This window comes from Luteibacter rhizovicinus, from assembly GCF_004342265.1.
GTDB lineage: Bacteria > Pseudomonadota > Gammaproteobacteria > Xanthomonadales > Rhodanobacteraceae > Luteibacter > Luteibacter rhizovicinus_B.
This window is the reverse complement of sequence record NZ_SMCS01000012.1, coordinates 33693-49626: the sequence shown is the minus strand read 5'-3', so window position 1 is coordinate 49626 and position 15934 is coordinate 33693. Positions and strand designations below refer to the sequence as shown.

The following is a 15934-nucleotide window of genomic DNA, read 5'->3' as shown; positions in this document are numbered from 1 at the left end:
GCCAACCCTACGTCATCGCTGCGGATCCCGGCGTGCACCGGGATGACGATGAGGGAATGATGCAGGTTGCTATGCGCAACCCAATACGCCTCTCCGTCATTCCGGCGCACGCCGGAATCTGCAGCGGGGCGCACGAAAGTACGTTCCCGCGCCAAGGATTCGCTCTTACTTCAGAACCGGTTCGGCCCCGCCACGTGGCACTTCGTCAGCTCCTGACGCGCTTTCGCAACAGCGGCGCCATCATCGGCCTGCGTGCGCATCTCGACCACCGTCTGCCAGTTGCGCGCGCACAGGCTGCCGAGTTTCGGTCCCAGCTGGTACGACTGACGCGCCAGCTTTTCCGCCAGCGGATAGTCCTGCATGCGCACCGCGACTTCCGCACGGTCCTGGATGATTTCCGGCGCTTCCGGCGCCAGCTTCAGGGCGGAATCGAGCTTGGCGGCCGCATCCGGATAGCGGCCGGCGCGCTCGTCGGACTGCGCCGACTGCTGCAGGCCCTGCACACCCGGATCGCGCAGCGGCGCGACGTCGATGGTGGACTTTTCGCGCTCACCCGCCGCGCGGATCTGCGCAACGATGTCGTAATTCGGTTTGCTGGGACGGGTGGCCTGCGGCGGCGCGGGCTGGCTGCAGGCGGCGATCAGGGTGACGGTGGCAAGAGCGCACAAACGAAAACGATGCATGGTCAATCCGTAGGATTACTGGGAACGGGAGGCGCCGGTTCGGCATCACCGCCGCCGAACATACCCTTGAATCGCTGCCAGAAACAGCCCTCTTCCTGATCGGGCATGTAACCGGTCACGAACGGGAGTTGCCGGGAGCCTTCGCACTGCGGGTCCGTCCGTTTTCCGCTCTGCGGGTTCACGAAGGCCATTTCCAGGCCCTCGCCCGGCGCCGTCGACAGCGGACGGGTCGGGAGCTTGCGGAACAGTTCCTGCCAGACGCGCATGCTACCCGTGGCGCCATACAGGCCCGTGGGCTTGTTGTCGTCGCGGCCCATCCAGACGATAGCCAGATGTTCGCCCGTGAAACCGGCAAACCAGCTATCGCGTTGACTGTCGCTGGTGCCGGTCTTGCCGGCGGCGTGCAGCCAGGAAAGCCCCGAATTGCCGATAGCCGCCGCCGTACCGCTGGTGACGACCTGCTGCATGGCCCACGTGGTCAGGCGCGCTGCGGTCTGGTATTCGCCGTTACCGCCCTTGACCTCGTAACGCTTGATCGCCTGCCCCTTGTTATCCATCACGCCGCGTACCGCGATCAGCGGCAGCGCATGGCCGTCTGCGGCGACATATTCGTAAAGCTGCGCGACTTGCAGAGGCGAAAGATCCACGGCGCCGAGCAGCAGGGACGGACTCGGATTGACGTCTTCCAGCCCGAACGATTCGAGGAAGGCCTTGATCCGCGATACGCCCACGGCCATGCCTAGATTCACCGTCGCAAGATTCCACGAATGCACCAGCGCGTCGACCATCGGCACCTGCCCGTGGACTTCGCGATCGTCGTTCTTCGGTGTCCACGGCGTGCCGTCGGGCTGACGCATGTTGATCGGGGAGTCGTCGACGATACTCGCCAGCGACCAGCGCGACGGCTGCGACAGCGCGACCAGATACACCAGCGGCTTGACCAGCGAACCGATGGGACGGCGTGCGTCGAGCGCGCGGTTGAAGCCCTGGTCGCCGGGATCGCGACTGCCGACCACCGCGAGCACCCGGCCCGTGGAAATATCGGTGACCACGGCCGCGGCCTGCGCGGCTTCGCCACGCTTGCCCAATGACTTCACCGTCGTGACGATGGCTTGCTCGGTATAGAGCTGCGCGGCAGGATCCAGCGTCGTGAAGATGCTCAGGCTGCCGTCGCGCAACGCGGCCTCGTCGAAGTCCGCCGTGATCTGCGCGCGTACCAATTGCATGAAAGCGGGGAAACGGTTGTGCGGCAGCTGTGCATTGCTGCTGATACCCAGCGGCGTGGCCTGCGCGGTTTTCAGCGCCGCATCGTCCATCAGACCGGTGTCGTGGAACTGCTGCAATACGAGGTTGCGGCGCGACAGCGCACGGTCCGGATAACGGCGCGGGTCGTAATAGCTCGGCCCTTTCACCATGCCGATGAGCAGCGCGATCTCCTGCGGACGCAGATCTTCCAGGCGACGCCCGAAATAGAACTCGCCGCCGGCAGCAAAACCGTGCACGGCCTGACTGCCCTGCTGCCCCAGGAAGACCTCGTTGACATAGGCCTCCATGATGCGGCCCTTGCTGTAGTGGGCTTCCATCAACAGCGAAAGAATCGCCTCGTTGACCTTGCGCAGCATGTTCTGGTCGCGCTCGAGGAACAGGTTGCGCACCAACTGCTGGGTCAGTGTCGATCCGCCCTGAACCGTATGGCCCGCGCGCAGATTGGCGAACGATGCCCGCGCGATCGCGGAGAAGTCCAGACCGATGTGATTTTTGAAGTCACGGTCCTCGACGGCCTGCAACCCCGAGACGAGCAGCGGCGGCACGTTGTCCAGACGCACGATGCGACGCTCTTCCTGCTGCGCGCCATACAGCGTGGCAATACGCGCCGGATCGAGGTGCGCTTCCTGCATCGGCTTGCCGTTGGCGACGTCCACCAGCGAGGTGATCTGACCGTTGCCCAGCCCGACGCGGATGCGGTGCGGCAGCTCGCCGCCATCCGGTCCGGCGAAACCGCGCGAGGCAATCGTGAAACGCGATCCATCCTTGGCGTAACTGCCGGGCACCTGCCCACCGCCCGAGGTGGTGTAGCCGGCGAAGGTCAGTTCCAGTTCCAGCGCGGCCGGCGTCATCGCCCGGCCCGGCTCGATGGGCAGCGGACGCGCATAGACGCGCGTGGGCACGGCGAATACCAGGTCGTTGAAACGATCCTGCAGGCGCGCGTTGAGGATCAGGGTATAGGGCAGGAGGAAACCGAATAGCAGGCCCATGACGAGCCAGAACGGAATGCGCAGCCATGGCCAGCTAACACGCAGGATGGAGCCGAGGCGGTTCAGGAATGCCAACGCGGAGTTGCCTTCGGGAAAGAGATGGAAGGGATGATAGGGGCATGAGCCCGGCGCCCATCTGAACGGATGATGGCTAAGCGGTGGCGCGCGGTGCCGGATCGGGTAGCCGCCAGGTGGCGGAGCTGGGCGCGAAAGGTCTCGGAACGACCCCCAGAACGTCGATCAGGTCGGCATTGTCGGCGATCAGGTCGTTATCGAGACGATCGATAGCCCCCCGAATTCCCGGTAGCAGACGAGCTGCCAGTTGCAGGACAGTACGCGGCACGGGCAGCGGCAACGTGGTTGCGGACAAGCTGCGGCGGACGCGACGGAACATGTCGCCCGAGGTCAACCGCTCGCTACCACCGATCTGGAAGATGCGCCGACGCGCTCCGTCCCGCTCGACGGCCGCGACGACCGCCGCCGCGATATCGTCGGCGTGTACCGGCTGGCGCAGACCCCGGCCAGCGAGTAGCGGGAAAACGTGGGTTGCACAGGCCCGGTGCGCCAGCGCCGTCAGACTCTTGTCCATGCCAGCACCATAGATCAGCGTCGGACGGAACACCGTCCAAGGCATGCCACGCCGGTCGCAGCTTTCGGCCAGCAATACCTCGCTCGCGCGCAACCGTTCGGACAGTTCGCGCTCGGCAGCCATCGCCGATGCTTTCTTGGTTTCCGCGCTCATCGAGCCGGTAGCGACGACATGCGGCGTACCGGCAAGAGAAGCATCGGCCAACCACGTCGCCAGTCCATCGAGCGGACCGAAACTGACGATGGCCTCGACCTCGCCGACATCGGGCATATGGGGAAGCGCGCCCGCAAGCCAACGCACCGAGGGTGTCGATAGGTGCGGCTGACGACTGAGCGCGACTACGTCGCGACCCGTCGCCACGATTCGCGGAAGGAAGAAATGACCGATCTGGCTCGATGCACCGATAACGAAAACCGTCATGCCGGGTCAGTGCGCCCTGCCCACGCGAGAGTAGGCCATTTGCAGCCGCGGATCGTTGGGCTCCAGCCGGCGCGCATGTTCCAGGGCCTGCAACGCGTTCGACTGGTCGCCCGCCGAAGCGCGCTCCAGTCCCTGGTCGATCCAGGCACTGGCGAGTCGGCGACGAAGATCGACCTGGCCGGTGTCGCCGGGCGCCAGATCGGCCAGTGTTCCGAAGAGGTCTTCCGCGCGCGGCAGATTGCCATTGCCAAGCGCCTGCTGGAACTGACGCTCGACCTGCGAAGGCAGGCTTTGCAGACCCGCGCGTGCCGCGTCGTTGTTGCCGTCGATCGCCAACGCGCCGCGATAGAGGTCGTACGCGCTTTCGCCGGGCGGCGTCATGATGTCGCCCCGGCCGGCCGCCGCCTGTGCCTGACGGACCATGCTGGCGACCCGCGCCGCCTGCTCGGGACTCACGGCCATCGACGCCTCGGGGGTGGCGTTGCCTGCCGCCGCGGTGCCGGTGCCCGGCGCGGACGGTTTCGTGCGACCTGGCAGGCGCGAGCGCGTGGCGGCCAGTTCGGCGGACTTGGGCGCGAGCTTTTCGGCCTCGTCCAGCAAATGGCTGGCCTGGGTGTTGTCGTTGCTGTCCAGCGCCGCATTGGCCTGCACGATCAGCGCCTGGGCAATCTGCCCCAGACCCGCCTTTGCCGCGGCGTTCTCCGGATCGGTGGCAAGCACCGCGCGAAAACGGGCCAGTGCGTTGTCGTCGCCATCGCCGGTGAAGCGTCCGGCACGCAGAGCATCGCCACCCTGCTGGAGCAGGTCGTTGACGGCCTGGTTGTCCTGCTTTTTCGTTTCGGCCTGCGAGGCGCGCAACGACGGAAGTTCGGCATAGCCGGGCACGAGCACGGCGATGCGATCCACCAGCGCATCGGCTTTCGCTTTGTCGCCCGCGGCAATCGCCTGACGCGCCTGTGCCGCCAGCGCATCGCCAACCTTGTCGAGGCCGCGTGCCGCGACGGTATTGGTTTTGTCGGCATCGAGCACGCGACGATAAAGCGCACCCGCGCCGTCGTCGCCGTCGAATTTACCGGCCGCGAACGCCGTCTGCGCCTGATCGATCAGCGTCTCCGTCTGCGCCTGCGGATTGCGCGCCTGCGCCAGCTGCTGGGTAAGACGCTCGACATCGCTGCCCCCGCCAAGCAGTTCGCGCGCGGCGTTGAGAGCGGTTTCGGCTTCGTCGTAGCGACCGGCGGTAAGCGCCGCATCGGCACGCGCCACTTCGGCCTGCCCGACCCGGCGCAGGCCATCGCGGGCCTGATCGTTGTCCGGCTGCTGGGCGCGGGCCTTTTCGAAGAGTTCGCGTGCGCTGTCGCCATCGCTACCGTCCAGCCGTCCGGCGGCCAGCGCCTGGTTAGCCTGACCGAGCACGTCGTTGAGTTCGGTACTGGGCACCAGGTTGCGCAGGCGATCCTGCTGCAGCCACAAAACGGTTCCGCCGCCGATCAGGACCAGGACAAGCACGGGCAGCAGCCAGCCGCGCTTACCGCCGCCGGAGCGACGCGGAGGCGGTGCACCCGGTGCGCGGCGACGCGGTTCGTCGACGACGATCTTCGGCAGTCCGTCGTCCACCGGCGCCGGCGAATCGAGGTCGTCGAGCCGCCCGAGCGTGGGCTCGGTGCGGCCGCGCTGGCCGTGGTCGTTGTTGTCTCGACGTCCGCTCATGGTTATTCCGATTCCGTTTCAGCTGAAAAGCTTAACACCGGCATCCGGAGCCATTCCGGGCGCAAGCTCCCACGTTTACCTCTCGGACGGCATGCTTCCTGGAACATACGTCAATCAGGCCGGCGGGCGGACCGGGTACGGGTGCAGCTTCGTCAGCGAGATCGACATGCCGTCGTTGCCGACGACCCGGCAGTGCTCGCGACGCAGCTGGCGCGGCTCCTTCACGCCGCAACTGTGGGCAATCACACCGACTTCATACATGAGATTGGTGGCGTAGTGATAAACGCGCTCGCTCTTGTCCATGACGACCAGTCCGCGCTGCAACCGGGGATCGTGCGTCGTGATACCCGTGGGACAGGTATTGCGATTGCACTGCAGCGACTGGATGCAGCCCAGCGACAGCATGAAACCGCGTGCCGAATTGACGAAATCCGCGCCCATCGCCAGCGCCCACGCCACGTCGTACGCCGTGATGCATTTGCCCGAACAGACGACCTTGATACGTTCGCGCAACCCTTTGGACAGCAGCGTGTCGACCAGCGCCGGAAGGGATTCGTGCAAAGGCAGGCCCACGCCCTCCATCAAGGTCTGCGGTGCGGCGCCCGTGCCGCCCTCCGAACCGTCGACGATAATGAAGTCCGGCGCGCTTTCGATGCCGCGCTTCCATATCTCGTCGCACAGCGCGCGAATCCAGTCGACATCGCCCAGCACCGCCTTGAATCCGGTCGGCTTGCCGGTGAGTTCGCGGATGTGCGCGATCGAATCCATCAGCTGCGACACATTGCCGATGTCGGTGTGGCGGTTGGGACTCTGCGAATCCTTGCCGACGGGAATACCGCGGATCGCGGCGATTTCCGGCGTGACTTTCGACGCGGGAAGCAATCCGCCGAGACCGGGCTTCGCGCCCTGCCCCAGCTTGATGCTTACCATCTTCACCTGCGCATGCGCGCAGATTTCCTTCAGCCGATGGTCGTCCAGACGGCCATCCGCCGTGCGACACCCGTACTTCGCCGTGCCGATCTCGAAAATAATGTCGCAGCCGCCTTCCAGGTGATACGGCGCCAGACCACCCTCGCCCGTGTCCATCCAGATGCCCGCGCGGGCGGCACCACGCGACAACGCACTCACCGCCGGCGCCGAAAGCGCACCGAAACTCATGGCGGAAATATTGAAGAACGCCGCGTGCGAATACGGCTCGCGCGCGTACGGCCCGATCGTGACGGGACGGGGTTCGACGTGTGCTTCGGCCAGTTCGGGAAACGGCGCATTGACGAAGAACGGGACACCCTCGGCACGCAGATCGCGGGTCGATCCGAAGGCCACCGTGTTGTCGACGTTCTTCGCCGCGCGATACACCCATGTGCGTTCGGCGCGATTGAACGGCATTTCTTCGCGATCCATCGCGAACAGGTACTGGCGAAAGAATTCGCCGAGGCGCAGGAAGCCGTAACGAAAGTGTCCGATGACCGGATAGTTGCGCAGTACGGCGTTGGCCGTCTGATTGCGATCGACGAACCAGACCACGGCCAGCAGCAGCACGAACATCGCGAACAACAGCAGGAGGACCGCCGCCGATATTTCGACGAGTACGATCAGCCAGTGTGCGAAACCCGGAGCTTCCATGAGATTTCCTTAGCTTCTTGCGGGACGAACGATCGATCGCCCGATAATCGGGCGATCAGGAAAAACGCCTAGATTTCGACGCGAATGCGACTGGCCGCGCGCTTGGCTTTTTCGAGCGCCGTTTCGACATCCGCCGCGCGCGCCAGCGTCACCGCCATGCGGCGGCGGCCATGTACTTCCGGCTTGCCGAAGATACGCAGCATCGTGTCCGGCTCGACCAGCGCATCGGCCACGCCGTGATAGGTCGGGGCGACACCGTCGCCCTCGACGAGTACCGCGCAGGACGCCGCGGGCGAGAACAGATGAATAGCCGGAATCGGCAGACCGAGGATGGCGCGTGCGTGCAGCGCGAATTCCGAAAGGTCCTGCGAGATGAGCGTGACCAGTCCGGTATCGTGCGGACGCGGGCTAACCTCCGAAAAGATGACCTCGTCGCCGCGCACGAAGAACTCCACGCCGAACACACCCCACCCGCCCAGCGCGCCCGTGACGGCATCCGCCTGGCGCTCGGCTTCGGCACGTGCGCGGTCGCTCATGGGCTGCGGCTGCCAGGATTCGCGATAGTCGCCATCTTCCTGCCGATGACCGATGGGCGCGCAGAACGACACGCCGTCGCGATGGCGGACGGTGAGCAGCGTGATTTCGTAGTCGAAGTCGATGAAGCCTTCGACGATAACGCGGCCGCGACCGGCGCGGCCGCCCGCCTGGGCATACTCCCAGGCGGCATCGGCGTCTTCCGGCTTGCGGATCACGCTCTGCCCCTTGCCGGACGAACTCATGACCGGCTTGACGACGCAGGGCGTACCCAGTGCGGCGACCGCCTCGCGGAACGCTTCCCGGGTATCGCAGAAGCGGTACGGGGAGGTCGGCAGGCCGAGTTCCTCCGCCGCCAGCCGGCGGATGCCTTCCCTATCCATCGTCAGCCAGGCGGCCTTCGCGGTGGGAATGACGCGCAGGCCCTCCTTCTCCATGGCCACCAGCGTGGGGGTATGGATGGCTTCGATCTCGGGCATGACGAGATCGGGACGCTCCGATTCGATCACCGCGCGGAGCTGAGCGCCGTCCAGCATGTCGATCACGTGACTGCGGTGGGCCACCTGCATGGCCGGTGCATTGGCATAGCGGTCGACGGCGATCACCTCGATGGCGAAGCGCTGCAGCTCGATGGCCACCTCCTTGCCCAGCTCGCCGGAGCCCAGCAGGAGGACGCGCAGGGCGTTATCGGAGTGCGGGGTGCCGAACGACTTCATGGGTGGAACTCCGGGAAAAGATGCCGCCAATTCTAGCCGGTCGCCGGATGTGGGGCCGGGGGGTATTGACTGCGTTTGTAAACGTGCTGTCATGGAGCCGTCCCCACACAACCCGGACCCGCGGCCATGCGATGCAGTATTGCTGTTTTCGCCGTCCTCCTGTGCCTGGTCCCGACACTGTCCCGGGCCGAGCGTACGTGGCTTACCGTGCTCATGGATGGCCGCAAGGTGGGTCACCTCACGATCGACCGAGATATCGCCGGCGACCGCGTGACCACCCTGCAGACGCTCGACTTCCGCCTTACCCGGGCGCGAACGCCGCTGGCGATTCATACCGAGATACGCAGCGTCGAAAACACGCAGGGCTCTCCGCTTGCCTTCTACGCGCAAACGAAAATGTCCTCGCGCGAAAACCGTGTCGAAGGCACCCGTCTCGACGACGGCTCGTTCCAGGTCGCCAACGACGTCGGTGGCCAATCCCACGTCAACCTGTTGATCTGGCCCACGGGTGCCGCTCTCGCCGAAGGGCAGCGCCTGGCCATGCTTGCCGGCGGATGGAAGGCCGGCACGCGTTACCAGATGCGTAGTTTCGACGCGATCCGGCAACAGGTCGCCGACGTGGATATCGTGGTCGTGGGCGACGAAGTGGTCGACATGCCGAACGGACAGGCAACGCTGCACCATCTGCGCCAGACGCTCGCCGGAGCGCGGAGCGATCACGTGCTGGACATCTGGCTGGACGATAACGGCCGGATTCGCCGGGGTATTTCTCCCTTGCTCGGGTTCCGCCTGGAAATGCTGGAATGCGACGAGCACTGCGCCATGGCGCCCGATCAGGATGTGGACTTGCTGCGCGCGGCGATGATCGAATCTCCCCGCCTGCTGACGCCGAACCTGCGTAGCGCGCCGATGCGCTATATCGCGTCGATCCGCGGCGACTTCCCCCAGCCCTTCGCGGAAACGGACGAGCAGCACGTGACCGACATGGGGGATGGCATGTGGCAGCTCGACGTCGGTTTCGCCCGTGGTCGCGTCGAAGCGCCGCCTTCGCCGGAAGACACCGCGTCCAATGCCTGGGTGCAGTCCGACGACCCCGAAATCATCGCCGCGGCAAAAGCCGCGGTCGGCGATGCTTCCAGCGATCTGCAACGCATCCGCCGGCTTCGTAGCTTTGTCACGGCGTATATCCCCGAAAAAGGTATGGATGTCGGCTACGCCTCCGCACTGGAAACATTGCATACGCATCGGGGCGACTGTACCGAACACGCCGTGCTGCTCGCCGCGCTCGCGCGATCGCAGGGCATCCCGACCCGGGTCATTACCGGCGTGGTGTATGCGGACCGGTTCGGCGGCGCGAACCGGGTATTCGTTCCGCACGCCTGGGTCCAGGTCTGGCTGGGGCACAACTGGGTCAGTTTCGACTCCGCCCAGCGACGCTACGACGCCACTCATCTCGCGCTGGGTATCGGCAACGGCGATCCGTGGAAGTTCTTCGCCGCCATGAATGTGCTGGGCAAGATCCGCATCGAGAAAGCCCTGCCCGGGTCGAACCTGATGGATATGCCCGGACCCTCTCCCTCGATAATCATCGCGGGTGGCGCAGCCGGGGGGAAATGACCGTCGATCCATGCACCCGCGGCGGCACTTGAAGTAGATATCAAATTGATATCTACTTTCCCCGTCCAACTGGGGGTTGCGCCATGAACGAACGTTCCGCTTTTTCCCTTCCCGGCATTCCGGTCCTTCTGGTACTGCTGCTTTGCGGCCTCGGGGGCGCGACACAGCTCGCGACTTCCGGTAACCAGGCCGCGCCGCCCACCTTCTTCCTGGCCGCGGGTCTGTTCATCCTCGCCGGCTTCCTGGCCAAGGGGCTTTTTCAGGTCCAGCCCAACCAGGGGCAGGTCATGCAACTGTTCGGCAAGTACGCCGGTACGGCACGCATCGAAGGCCTGCGCTGGACGAATCCGTTCTATAGCCGCCGCCCCGTCAGCCTGCGCGTGCGCAACTTCGAAAGCAGCAAACTGAAGGTCAACGACGCCGACGGCAATCCGATCGAAATCGCCGCCATCGTCGTCTGGCAGGTCGTCGATACCGCCGAAGCCGTCTTCTGCGTGGATAACTTCGAGAACTTCGTCCTCATCCAGAGCGAATCGGCGCTCCGGCAGATGGCACAGAGTTATTCGTACGATGCACACGACGACAGCAAGCCCTCGCTGCGCAGCCATGGCGAGATCGTCAACGGACACCTGCGCGACGAGATCGAAGCACGCCTGATGAAGGCCGGCATGCAGGTGGTCGAAGCGCGCATCAGTCATCTGGCTTACGCGCAGGAGATCGCGCAGGCCATGCTGCAACGCCAGCAGGCCAATGCCATCGTCGCCGCACGCGAACGCATCGTGGAAGGCGCCGTGGGCATGGTTGCCATGGCGCTCGACAAATTGCGCGAGCAAGGCGTGGTCGAACTCGACGAAGAGCGCAAGGCGGCCATGGTTTCGAACCTGCTCGTCGTGCTGTGCGGCGATCGTTCCACGCAGCCCGTCGTCAACGCCGGCTCGCTGTACAGCTGACCGACGCGTGGCGAACGAGAAAAAAGCTTATCCGCTACGCATCAGCACAACCGTGCTCGATGCGATGCAGCGCTGGTCGGAAGACGAGTTGCGCAGCGTGAACGCGCAGATCGAGTACGTGTTGCGCGATGCGTTGCGCAAGGCTGGCCGGTTGAAGGCCGAGAAAAACGAAGAGCCAGAAGATCGAGAAAGCTGACGGCCACCGCAGACCTGGAAGACCACCGCAGACCTGTGGGAGCGCGCAGGCGCGCTCCCACAGAAATCCAAAGCGCCTTATCCGGGCCGCCGCAACGCCAGCCCCAGCGCGATCCACCCAGCGATAAACGCCACGCCGCCGAACGGCGTCACGATACCCATCGCTCGCGGCGCACCCAGCGCCAGCGCGTAAAGGCTTCCCGAAAACAGCACGATGCCCACGGCAAAAGCCGCGATAGCGAATCGCCGCGCCCTGCCATCGGGCAATCCCACGACCGCTCCCAGCAACGCCAACGCATGCCAGAAGTGATAATCGACACCGGTCTTCCAGACCGCCAGTCCCGCATCGTCGACCACGCCACGCAGGGCATGGGCGCCGAAGGCACCCAGGATCACGGCACTGGCACCGGCGAGAGCCACGATGGCGGCAAGACCGCCGCTGACATGTTGTCGCATGGAGCCGCTTTCCTTTCGCTGATGTTCCGGGGGATCGCACGGTTGGCGTATCCTTCGACGGTTGCCTGAAGGAGTGTCGCATGAAGTTGTCCCGCCCGGTCCGTGCCGTTGCCCTGATGGCCTTGTTCGCAATGGCGTTCGCACTGGCCGGCTGCCAACGCGATGCGCAACCGCAATGGCGCCTGACCGATGTGTCCGGACACCTTCCCGATCTCGACTTCCGCCTGACCGACGACAACGGACATGCCGTGACCGGCGCCGATTACAAGGGCAAGGTCGTGCTGATGTACTTCGGGTATACGCATTGTCCCGACGTATGCCCGCTGACGTTGACCCAGCTGCATGTCGTGATGCAGCGTCTGGGCGCGCCTGCGGACGATGCGCGCATCCTTTTCGTCAGCGTCGATCCGGCGCGCGACACGCCCGAGATCATGCATGCCTACGTCAACGCATTCGACAAGCGCGCCGTCGGCCTGATCGGTTCGGAACGCGACACCGAAGCCCTGGCCAAACGCTACCGTTCGGCGTTCACTCGCGAGCCCGATCGCGGCGATGGCGCATACGACGTCAGCCACAGCTCGGCCATCTATATTTTCGATCGCGACGGCAAGGCACGCCTTCTGGCAACGCCTTCCGCCGCGCAGGACGACATCGTCCACGATCTGCACCTGCTCATCGGACTCGGAGCCAAGTCATGAAGACCCGTCTCATTGTCGCCCTCGCCGGCCTGACCCTCTGCTTTGGCGCGCAAGCGAACGATGCCGCGTCGGTACATGCAACCAACGCATGGATTCGCGTACTCCCCGGCACACTTCCTGCCGGCGGTTACGTGGACTTCGCGAACGATTCCGATCACACACTGAAGATCGTCGACACCGACAGCCCCGCTTACGGTCACGCGATGCTCCATCGCAGCAGCACCGATGGCGGCATGGGCCGCATGGAGATGTTGAAAAGCGTCGACCTGCCGGCGAAGTCCACGACGAAATTTGCGCCGGGCGGCTACCACGTGATGTTGATGGATGCCGGCAAACCGGTGAAAGCCGGCGACACGGTCGTCGTGAATTTCCACCTGGCCGATGGCAGCGTGCTGCCCGTGAACTTCGTCGCACGCCCCGCGAACGCGAACGGTCCGAAGGACTGAGCTTATTTCGTGACGAACGACGCCGGCGCATCGCCGGCGTCGATATCCTCGCGATACAGCTCCACGACGTCCGCCGAAGGCGGCCCTTCGTGCAGCCACGATTCAAGCCGGTCGATGGCCAGCGAGTCGCCATAGGCGACTACTTCCACACTGCCGTCCACAAGATTCCTCGCATGCCCCGTCAACTTCAGACGTATGGCCTCGTCGCGTGCGGACGCCCGGAAAAAAACGCCCTGCACACGACCGCGAATAAGGAAACGGACGGCTTTCATGGCTACTTCCCCTTGGCGATAGCCTCGGCGAGTTTCTGCGATGTAACGGGGCCGACGAAGCGCTGGGCAACATGCCCGTCGGGAGCGATCAGGTAAGTCGTCGGCAGGCCACGCGGCTCATCGAAATCCTTCGGCGGGTTACCGATGTCGAGCTGTGCGATCGGATAGACAACCTTGTGCTGGTCGAGGAAGGCAACGATGTCTTTCTTGTCCGTGTCCTCGTAAGCGAGGCCGATGGCGGTAACGTTCTTATGACTGGCGACGAAATCTGAAATATCCGGCATTTCCTTGATGCACGGCACGCACCAGGTCGCCCAGTAATTCACGATGACCCAGTGACCACGTTTCGCCGCGAGATCGAACGTCTTGCCATCCAGCGTGGCGATCTTCAGCGTGGGCTTCCTGGCCGTTTCCGCCATGACGGGCGCGACCAGCGCAGCAAGCGCGCACAGGGCGAACAATCGGAATTTCATGTAACGGAATCCTCGGTTGGAACAGGTATGACGGAAGGAGGGAAGAGCTGATCGAGCCGCGCGCCGAGCGTCGCGTCGAGCGCACTCGCCAACGCGTCGAGCAATGCGAGCAGGTCGGCGGGGAGGTAGATACCCAGGGCCTCCACCTGCTCGCGGGGCCGTAGTGGCAGGCGGTACTGCGTGCAGCGATAGACGCGCAACAGTTCGGTGCTGTCCAGGCTGCGCGACAGCAGCCAGCCACCGGCCTCGCCACGCTGGATCATGTCCGCACGCTGGAGGTCTTCGAAGTAACAGGTAATGGCGCTGGACTGCAGATAAGGTTCGCGCACACGCACGATCGCCGGATCCAGGCTGTCGCCGGCGCGCTGCGCGTCGACGAAGTGACGCAACACCACCAGCAGGCCGAGGAATTCCGCGCCTTCGGGCAAGGCCTCGTGCGGCATCACGTACTCGAAAGCGGAAATCGACGCGGCGATCGATGCACCGAGGATCACGATGATCCAGGACAGGTAAATCCAGAGCAGGAAAATCGGAATGGCGGCGAGTGCCCCATAGATTTCCTGATACGTGGGCGCATTGCGTACGAACAGCGTGAAACCCCATCGCGCGATTTCGAACAGGATGGCACCGAGCAACGCCCCCATCGCAGCGTGCCGGTAAGATACCCGGCGGTTCGGAATCATGGTGTACATCAGGCAGAGCGTCACGAACGTGATCACGAACGGCAGGATGTTCAGCAATCGCGGCAGCCCGAACTGACTGGCCGCTTCGTTGATCAGCGGGAAGGCGGTGATGTACGACGTCAGCACCAGGCCACCCACGACCAGGATCGGCCCCAGCGTGAGCGATGCCCAGTACAGCAGCAGACGCGACGTCCATCCGCGCGACTTGCGTACGCGCCAGATGCGGTTGAGGCGGTCCTCGATACTGATCATCATCGTGATGGCGCTGAACAGCATCACCAGAATACTGATGCCGGTGAGCTGGCTGGCCTTGTCCGCGAAGGCAAGCATGTATTCCTGCACCTTCAGGCCGGCCGCGGGCACGAAGTTTTCGAAGGCGTAATTGGCAAGGCTGCCGCGCCATTCGGCGAACACGGGGAACGCGGAGAGGATAGCGAACACCGCCACCGTCAGGGGCACGAGCGACACCAGCGTGGTGTACGACAGCGCGCCGGCCGTCTCGAAGCACTTATCGTCGACGAAACGAAGCCAGGTGAAACGCGTGAAACTCAGCACGCGGTCGCGGTTGAAGCGCAAAGCCATGTCGATCCTTTCCGGCCCGGAATGAAACAGAAACGTTAACTTCTGCGAGACTAGCGCATTCGCCAGTACGCACCCAAACATCCCATGCCCCACGAGATCCTCGTTCTTTACTACAGCCGAAGCGGCCATACGGCCCAATTGGCCCGGTTGATCGCGCGCGGCATCGGCGAAGTACCGGGCATGAGCGCCCGCCTGCGCCAGGTACCGCCCGTGGCGCCGGTCACCGAACTGGCCCAGCCGCCCGAGCCCGACGAGGGTGCTCCGTACGCCACGCGCGAGGACCTGGCCGAATGCGTCGGCCTCGCCATGGGCAGCCCGACCCGGTTCGGCAACATGGCGGCGCCGCTGAAGCATTTCCTGGACACCACCGGTGCCGAATGGGCCTCCGGCACACTGGCCGGCAAGCCGGCCTGCGTCTTCACCTCGACCAGCACCATGCACGGCGGACAGGAATCGACGCTGTTGTCGATGGCCCTGCCCCTGCTGCATCACGGCATGCTGATCGTCGGCCTGCCCTACACCGAACCCGCGCTCAGCACGACGGTAAGCGGCGGTTCGCCTTACGGCGCCAGCCATGTCGCCGGCCCGCGTGGCGACAACGGCATCACCGAACACGAGCGCGAACTCGCGCGCGCACTGGGCAAACGGCTTGCCGATGTGGCGCGCCGGCTGGGAACCCCGGCATGACGACACCCACGACAACGACCCAGCGCGTCGGCCTGTACGCCTGGGCTGCCCTGCTCGTATTGCAGGTCGTCTGGTATGCGTGGCTTTACCCGCCGCAAACGATGTCGCCGCTCCTGACGCTGGCGCTCACCGTCGTTCCCTTGCTGCTGCCGCTGTTCGCCCTGCCCAACGTCACCCGCGCCCTGCTCTGGGTCGGCACGCTCGCGCTTTTCTATTTTTGCCATGGCGTATCGGAAACCTGGAGTTCGCCCGCCGACCGCTGGCTGGCGATGATCGAAGTGGTGCTGACCCTGCTGCTTATCGGCACGCTGGGCGCGGGCGTCCGGCGCCGTCGCTGATCGTCTCCAT

17 protein-coding genes are annotated in these 15934 nt (G+C 64.6%); 7 read left to right on the top strand and 10 right to left on the bottom strand.

The genetic code is table 11. From position 1 onward, the window contains the following. Positions 1 to 170: 170 nt before the first annotated feature. The 6 genes from EC912_RS18810 to purT form a co-directional block, all read right to left on the bottom strand. Positions 171 to 683, bottom strand: coding sequence for a tetratricopeptide repeat protein (locus tag EC912_RS18810; protein WP_132147484.1), 513 nt, complete (start codon positions 681 to 683; stop codon positions 171 to 173). Between the two features lie 2 nt (positions 684 to 685). Beyond that, complete coding sequence (gene mrcB, locus EC912_RS18805; protein ID WP_132147482.1) at positions 686 to 3013, bottom strand: penicillin-binding protein 1B; 2328 nt, start codon at positions 3011 to 3013, stop codon at positions 686 to 688. 76 nt (positions 3014 to 3089) lie between these two features. After that, the gene (locus tag EC912_RS18800; protein WP_132147479.1) at positions 3090 to 3947 is read right to left on the bottom strand and encodes an SDR family oxidoreductase; all 858 of its coding nucleotides are present in this window, start codon (positions 3945 to 3947) and stop codon (positions 3090 to 3092) included. 6 nt (positions 3948 to 3953) lie between these two features. Continuing rightward, entirely contained in the window at positions 3954 to 5654 is a 1701-nt protein-coding gene (locus tag EC912_RS18795) for a tetratricopeptide repeat protein (protein ID WP_132147477.1), read from the bottom strand. 114 nt (positions 5655 to 5768) lie between these two features. Then, complete coding sequence (locus tag EC912_RS18790) at positions 5769 to 7277, bottom strand: FMN-binding glutamate synthase family protein (RefSeq protein ID WP_132147474.1); 1509 nt, start codon at positions 7275 to 7277, stop codon at positions 5769 to 5771. A 68-nt stretch (positions 7278 to 7345) separates the two neighbouring features. After that, positions 7346 to 8527: a formate-dependent phosphoribosylglycinamide formyltransferase gene (gene purT, locus EC912_RS18785; protein ID WP_132147472.1), complete on the bottom strand. Its 1182-nt coding sequence runs from the start codon at positions 8525 to 8527 to the stop codon at positions 7346 to 7348. Between the two features lie 126 nt (positions 8528 to 8653). On the opposite strand from purT, the gene EC912_RS18780 reads away from it, so the two are divergent. The 3 genes from EC912_RS18780 (at position 8654) to EC912_RS18770 (ending at position 11290) form a co-directional block, all read left to right on the top strand. Continuing rightward, complete coding sequence (locus EC912_RS18780) at positions 8654 to 10144, top strand: transglutaminase-like domain-containing protein (RefSeq protein ID WP_132147469.1); 1491 nt, start codon at positions 8654 to 8656, stop codon at positions 10142 to 10144. A gap of 83 nt (positions 10145 to 10227) precedes the next feature. Then, the gene (locus tag EC912_RS18775) at positions 10228 to 11094 is read left to right on the top strand and encodes an SPFH domain-containing protein (protein WP_132147466.1); all 867 of its coding nucleotides are present in this window, start codon (positions 10228 to 10230) and stop codon (positions 11092 to 11094) included. A 7-nt stretch (positions 11095 to 11101) separates the two neighbouring features. Next, on the top strand, positions 11102 to 11290 hold the full coding sequence (locus tag EC912_RS18770; RefSeq protein WP_132147463.1) for an Arc family DNA binding domain-containing protein: 189 nt from the start codon (positions 11102 to 11104) through the stop codon (positions 11288 to 11290). 77 nt (positions 11291 to 11367) lie between these two features. On the opposite strand, the gene EC912_RS18765 is transcribed toward EC912_RS18770, so the two are convergent. Further along, on the bottom strand, positions 11368 to 11745 hold the full coding sequence (locus tag EC912_RS18765) for a DUF423 domain-containing protein (protein WP_132147460.1): 378 nt from the start codon (positions 11743 to 11745) through the stop codon (positions 11368 to 11370). A gap of 80 nt (positions 11746 to 11825) precedes the next feature. Between EC912_RS18765 and EC912_RS18760 the strand changes: the two genes are divergently transcribed. Together EC912_RS18760 and EC912_RS18755 are read left to right on the top strand one after the other, a co-directional pair. Beyond that, positions 11826 to 12443: an SCO family protein gene (locus tag EC912_RS18760; protein WP_132147457.1), complete on the top strand. Its 618-nt coding sequence runs from the start codon at positions 11826 to 11828 to the stop codon at positions 12441 to 12443. Further along, on the top strand, positions 12440 to 12889 hold the full coding sequence (locus tag EC912_RS18755) for a copper chaperone PCu(A)C (protein WP_132147454.1): 450 nt from the start codon (positions 12440 to 12442) through the stop codon (positions 12887 to 12889). The genes EC912_RS18760 and EC912_RS18755 overlap by 4 nt, the downstream gene beginning before the upstream one ends. Before the next feature lie 2 nt (positions 12890 to 12891). On the opposite strand, the gene EC912_RS18750 is transcribed toward EC912_RS18755, so the two are convergent. Genes EC912_RS18750 through EC912_RS18740 form a run of 3 tightly spaced genes read right to left on the bottom strand, consistent with a single transcriptional unit; the run spans position 12892 to position 14899 of the window. Continuing rightward, positions 12892 to 13161, bottom strand: coding sequence for an acylphosphatase (locus EC912_RS18750; RefSeq protein ID WP_132147451.1), 270 nt, complete (start codon positions 13159 to 13161; stop codon positions 12892 to 12894). A gap of 2 nt (positions 13162 to 13163) precedes the next feature. Further along, positions 13164 to 13634 (bottom strand): TlpA family protein disulfide reductase, encoded by a 471-nt coding sequence (locus EC912_RS18745; protein ID WP_132147448.1) that lies wholly within the window; start codon positions 13632 to 13634, stop codon positions 13164 to 13166. Beyond that, complete coding sequence (locus EC912_RS18740) at positions 13631 to 14899, bottom strand: YihY family inner membrane protein (protein WP_132147445.1); 1269 nt, start codon at positions 14897 to 14899, stop codon at positions 13631 to 13633. Before EC912_RS18740 ends, EC912_RS18745 begins: the two co-directional genes overlap by 4 nt. An 84-nt stretch (positions 14900 to 14983) precedes the next feature. On the opposite strand from EC912_RS18740, the gene wrbA reads away from it, so the two are divergent. After that, positions 14984 to 15586: an NAD(P)H:quinone oxidoreductase gene (gene wrbA / locus EC912_RS18735; RefSeq protein ID WP_132147442.1), complete on the top strand. Its 603-nt coding sequence runs from the start codon at positions 14984 to 14986 to the stop codon at positions 15584 to 15586. Further along, a complete protein-coding gene (locus EC912_RS18730; RefSeq protein WP_132147439.1) occupies positions 15583 to 15924 on the top strand; it encodes a DUF2069 domain-containing protein in 342 nt (113 codons plus the stop codon). Before wrbA ends, EC912_RS18730 begins: the two co-directional genes overlap by 4 nt. The last annotated feature ends 10 nt before the right edge of the window (positions 15925 to 15934 follow it).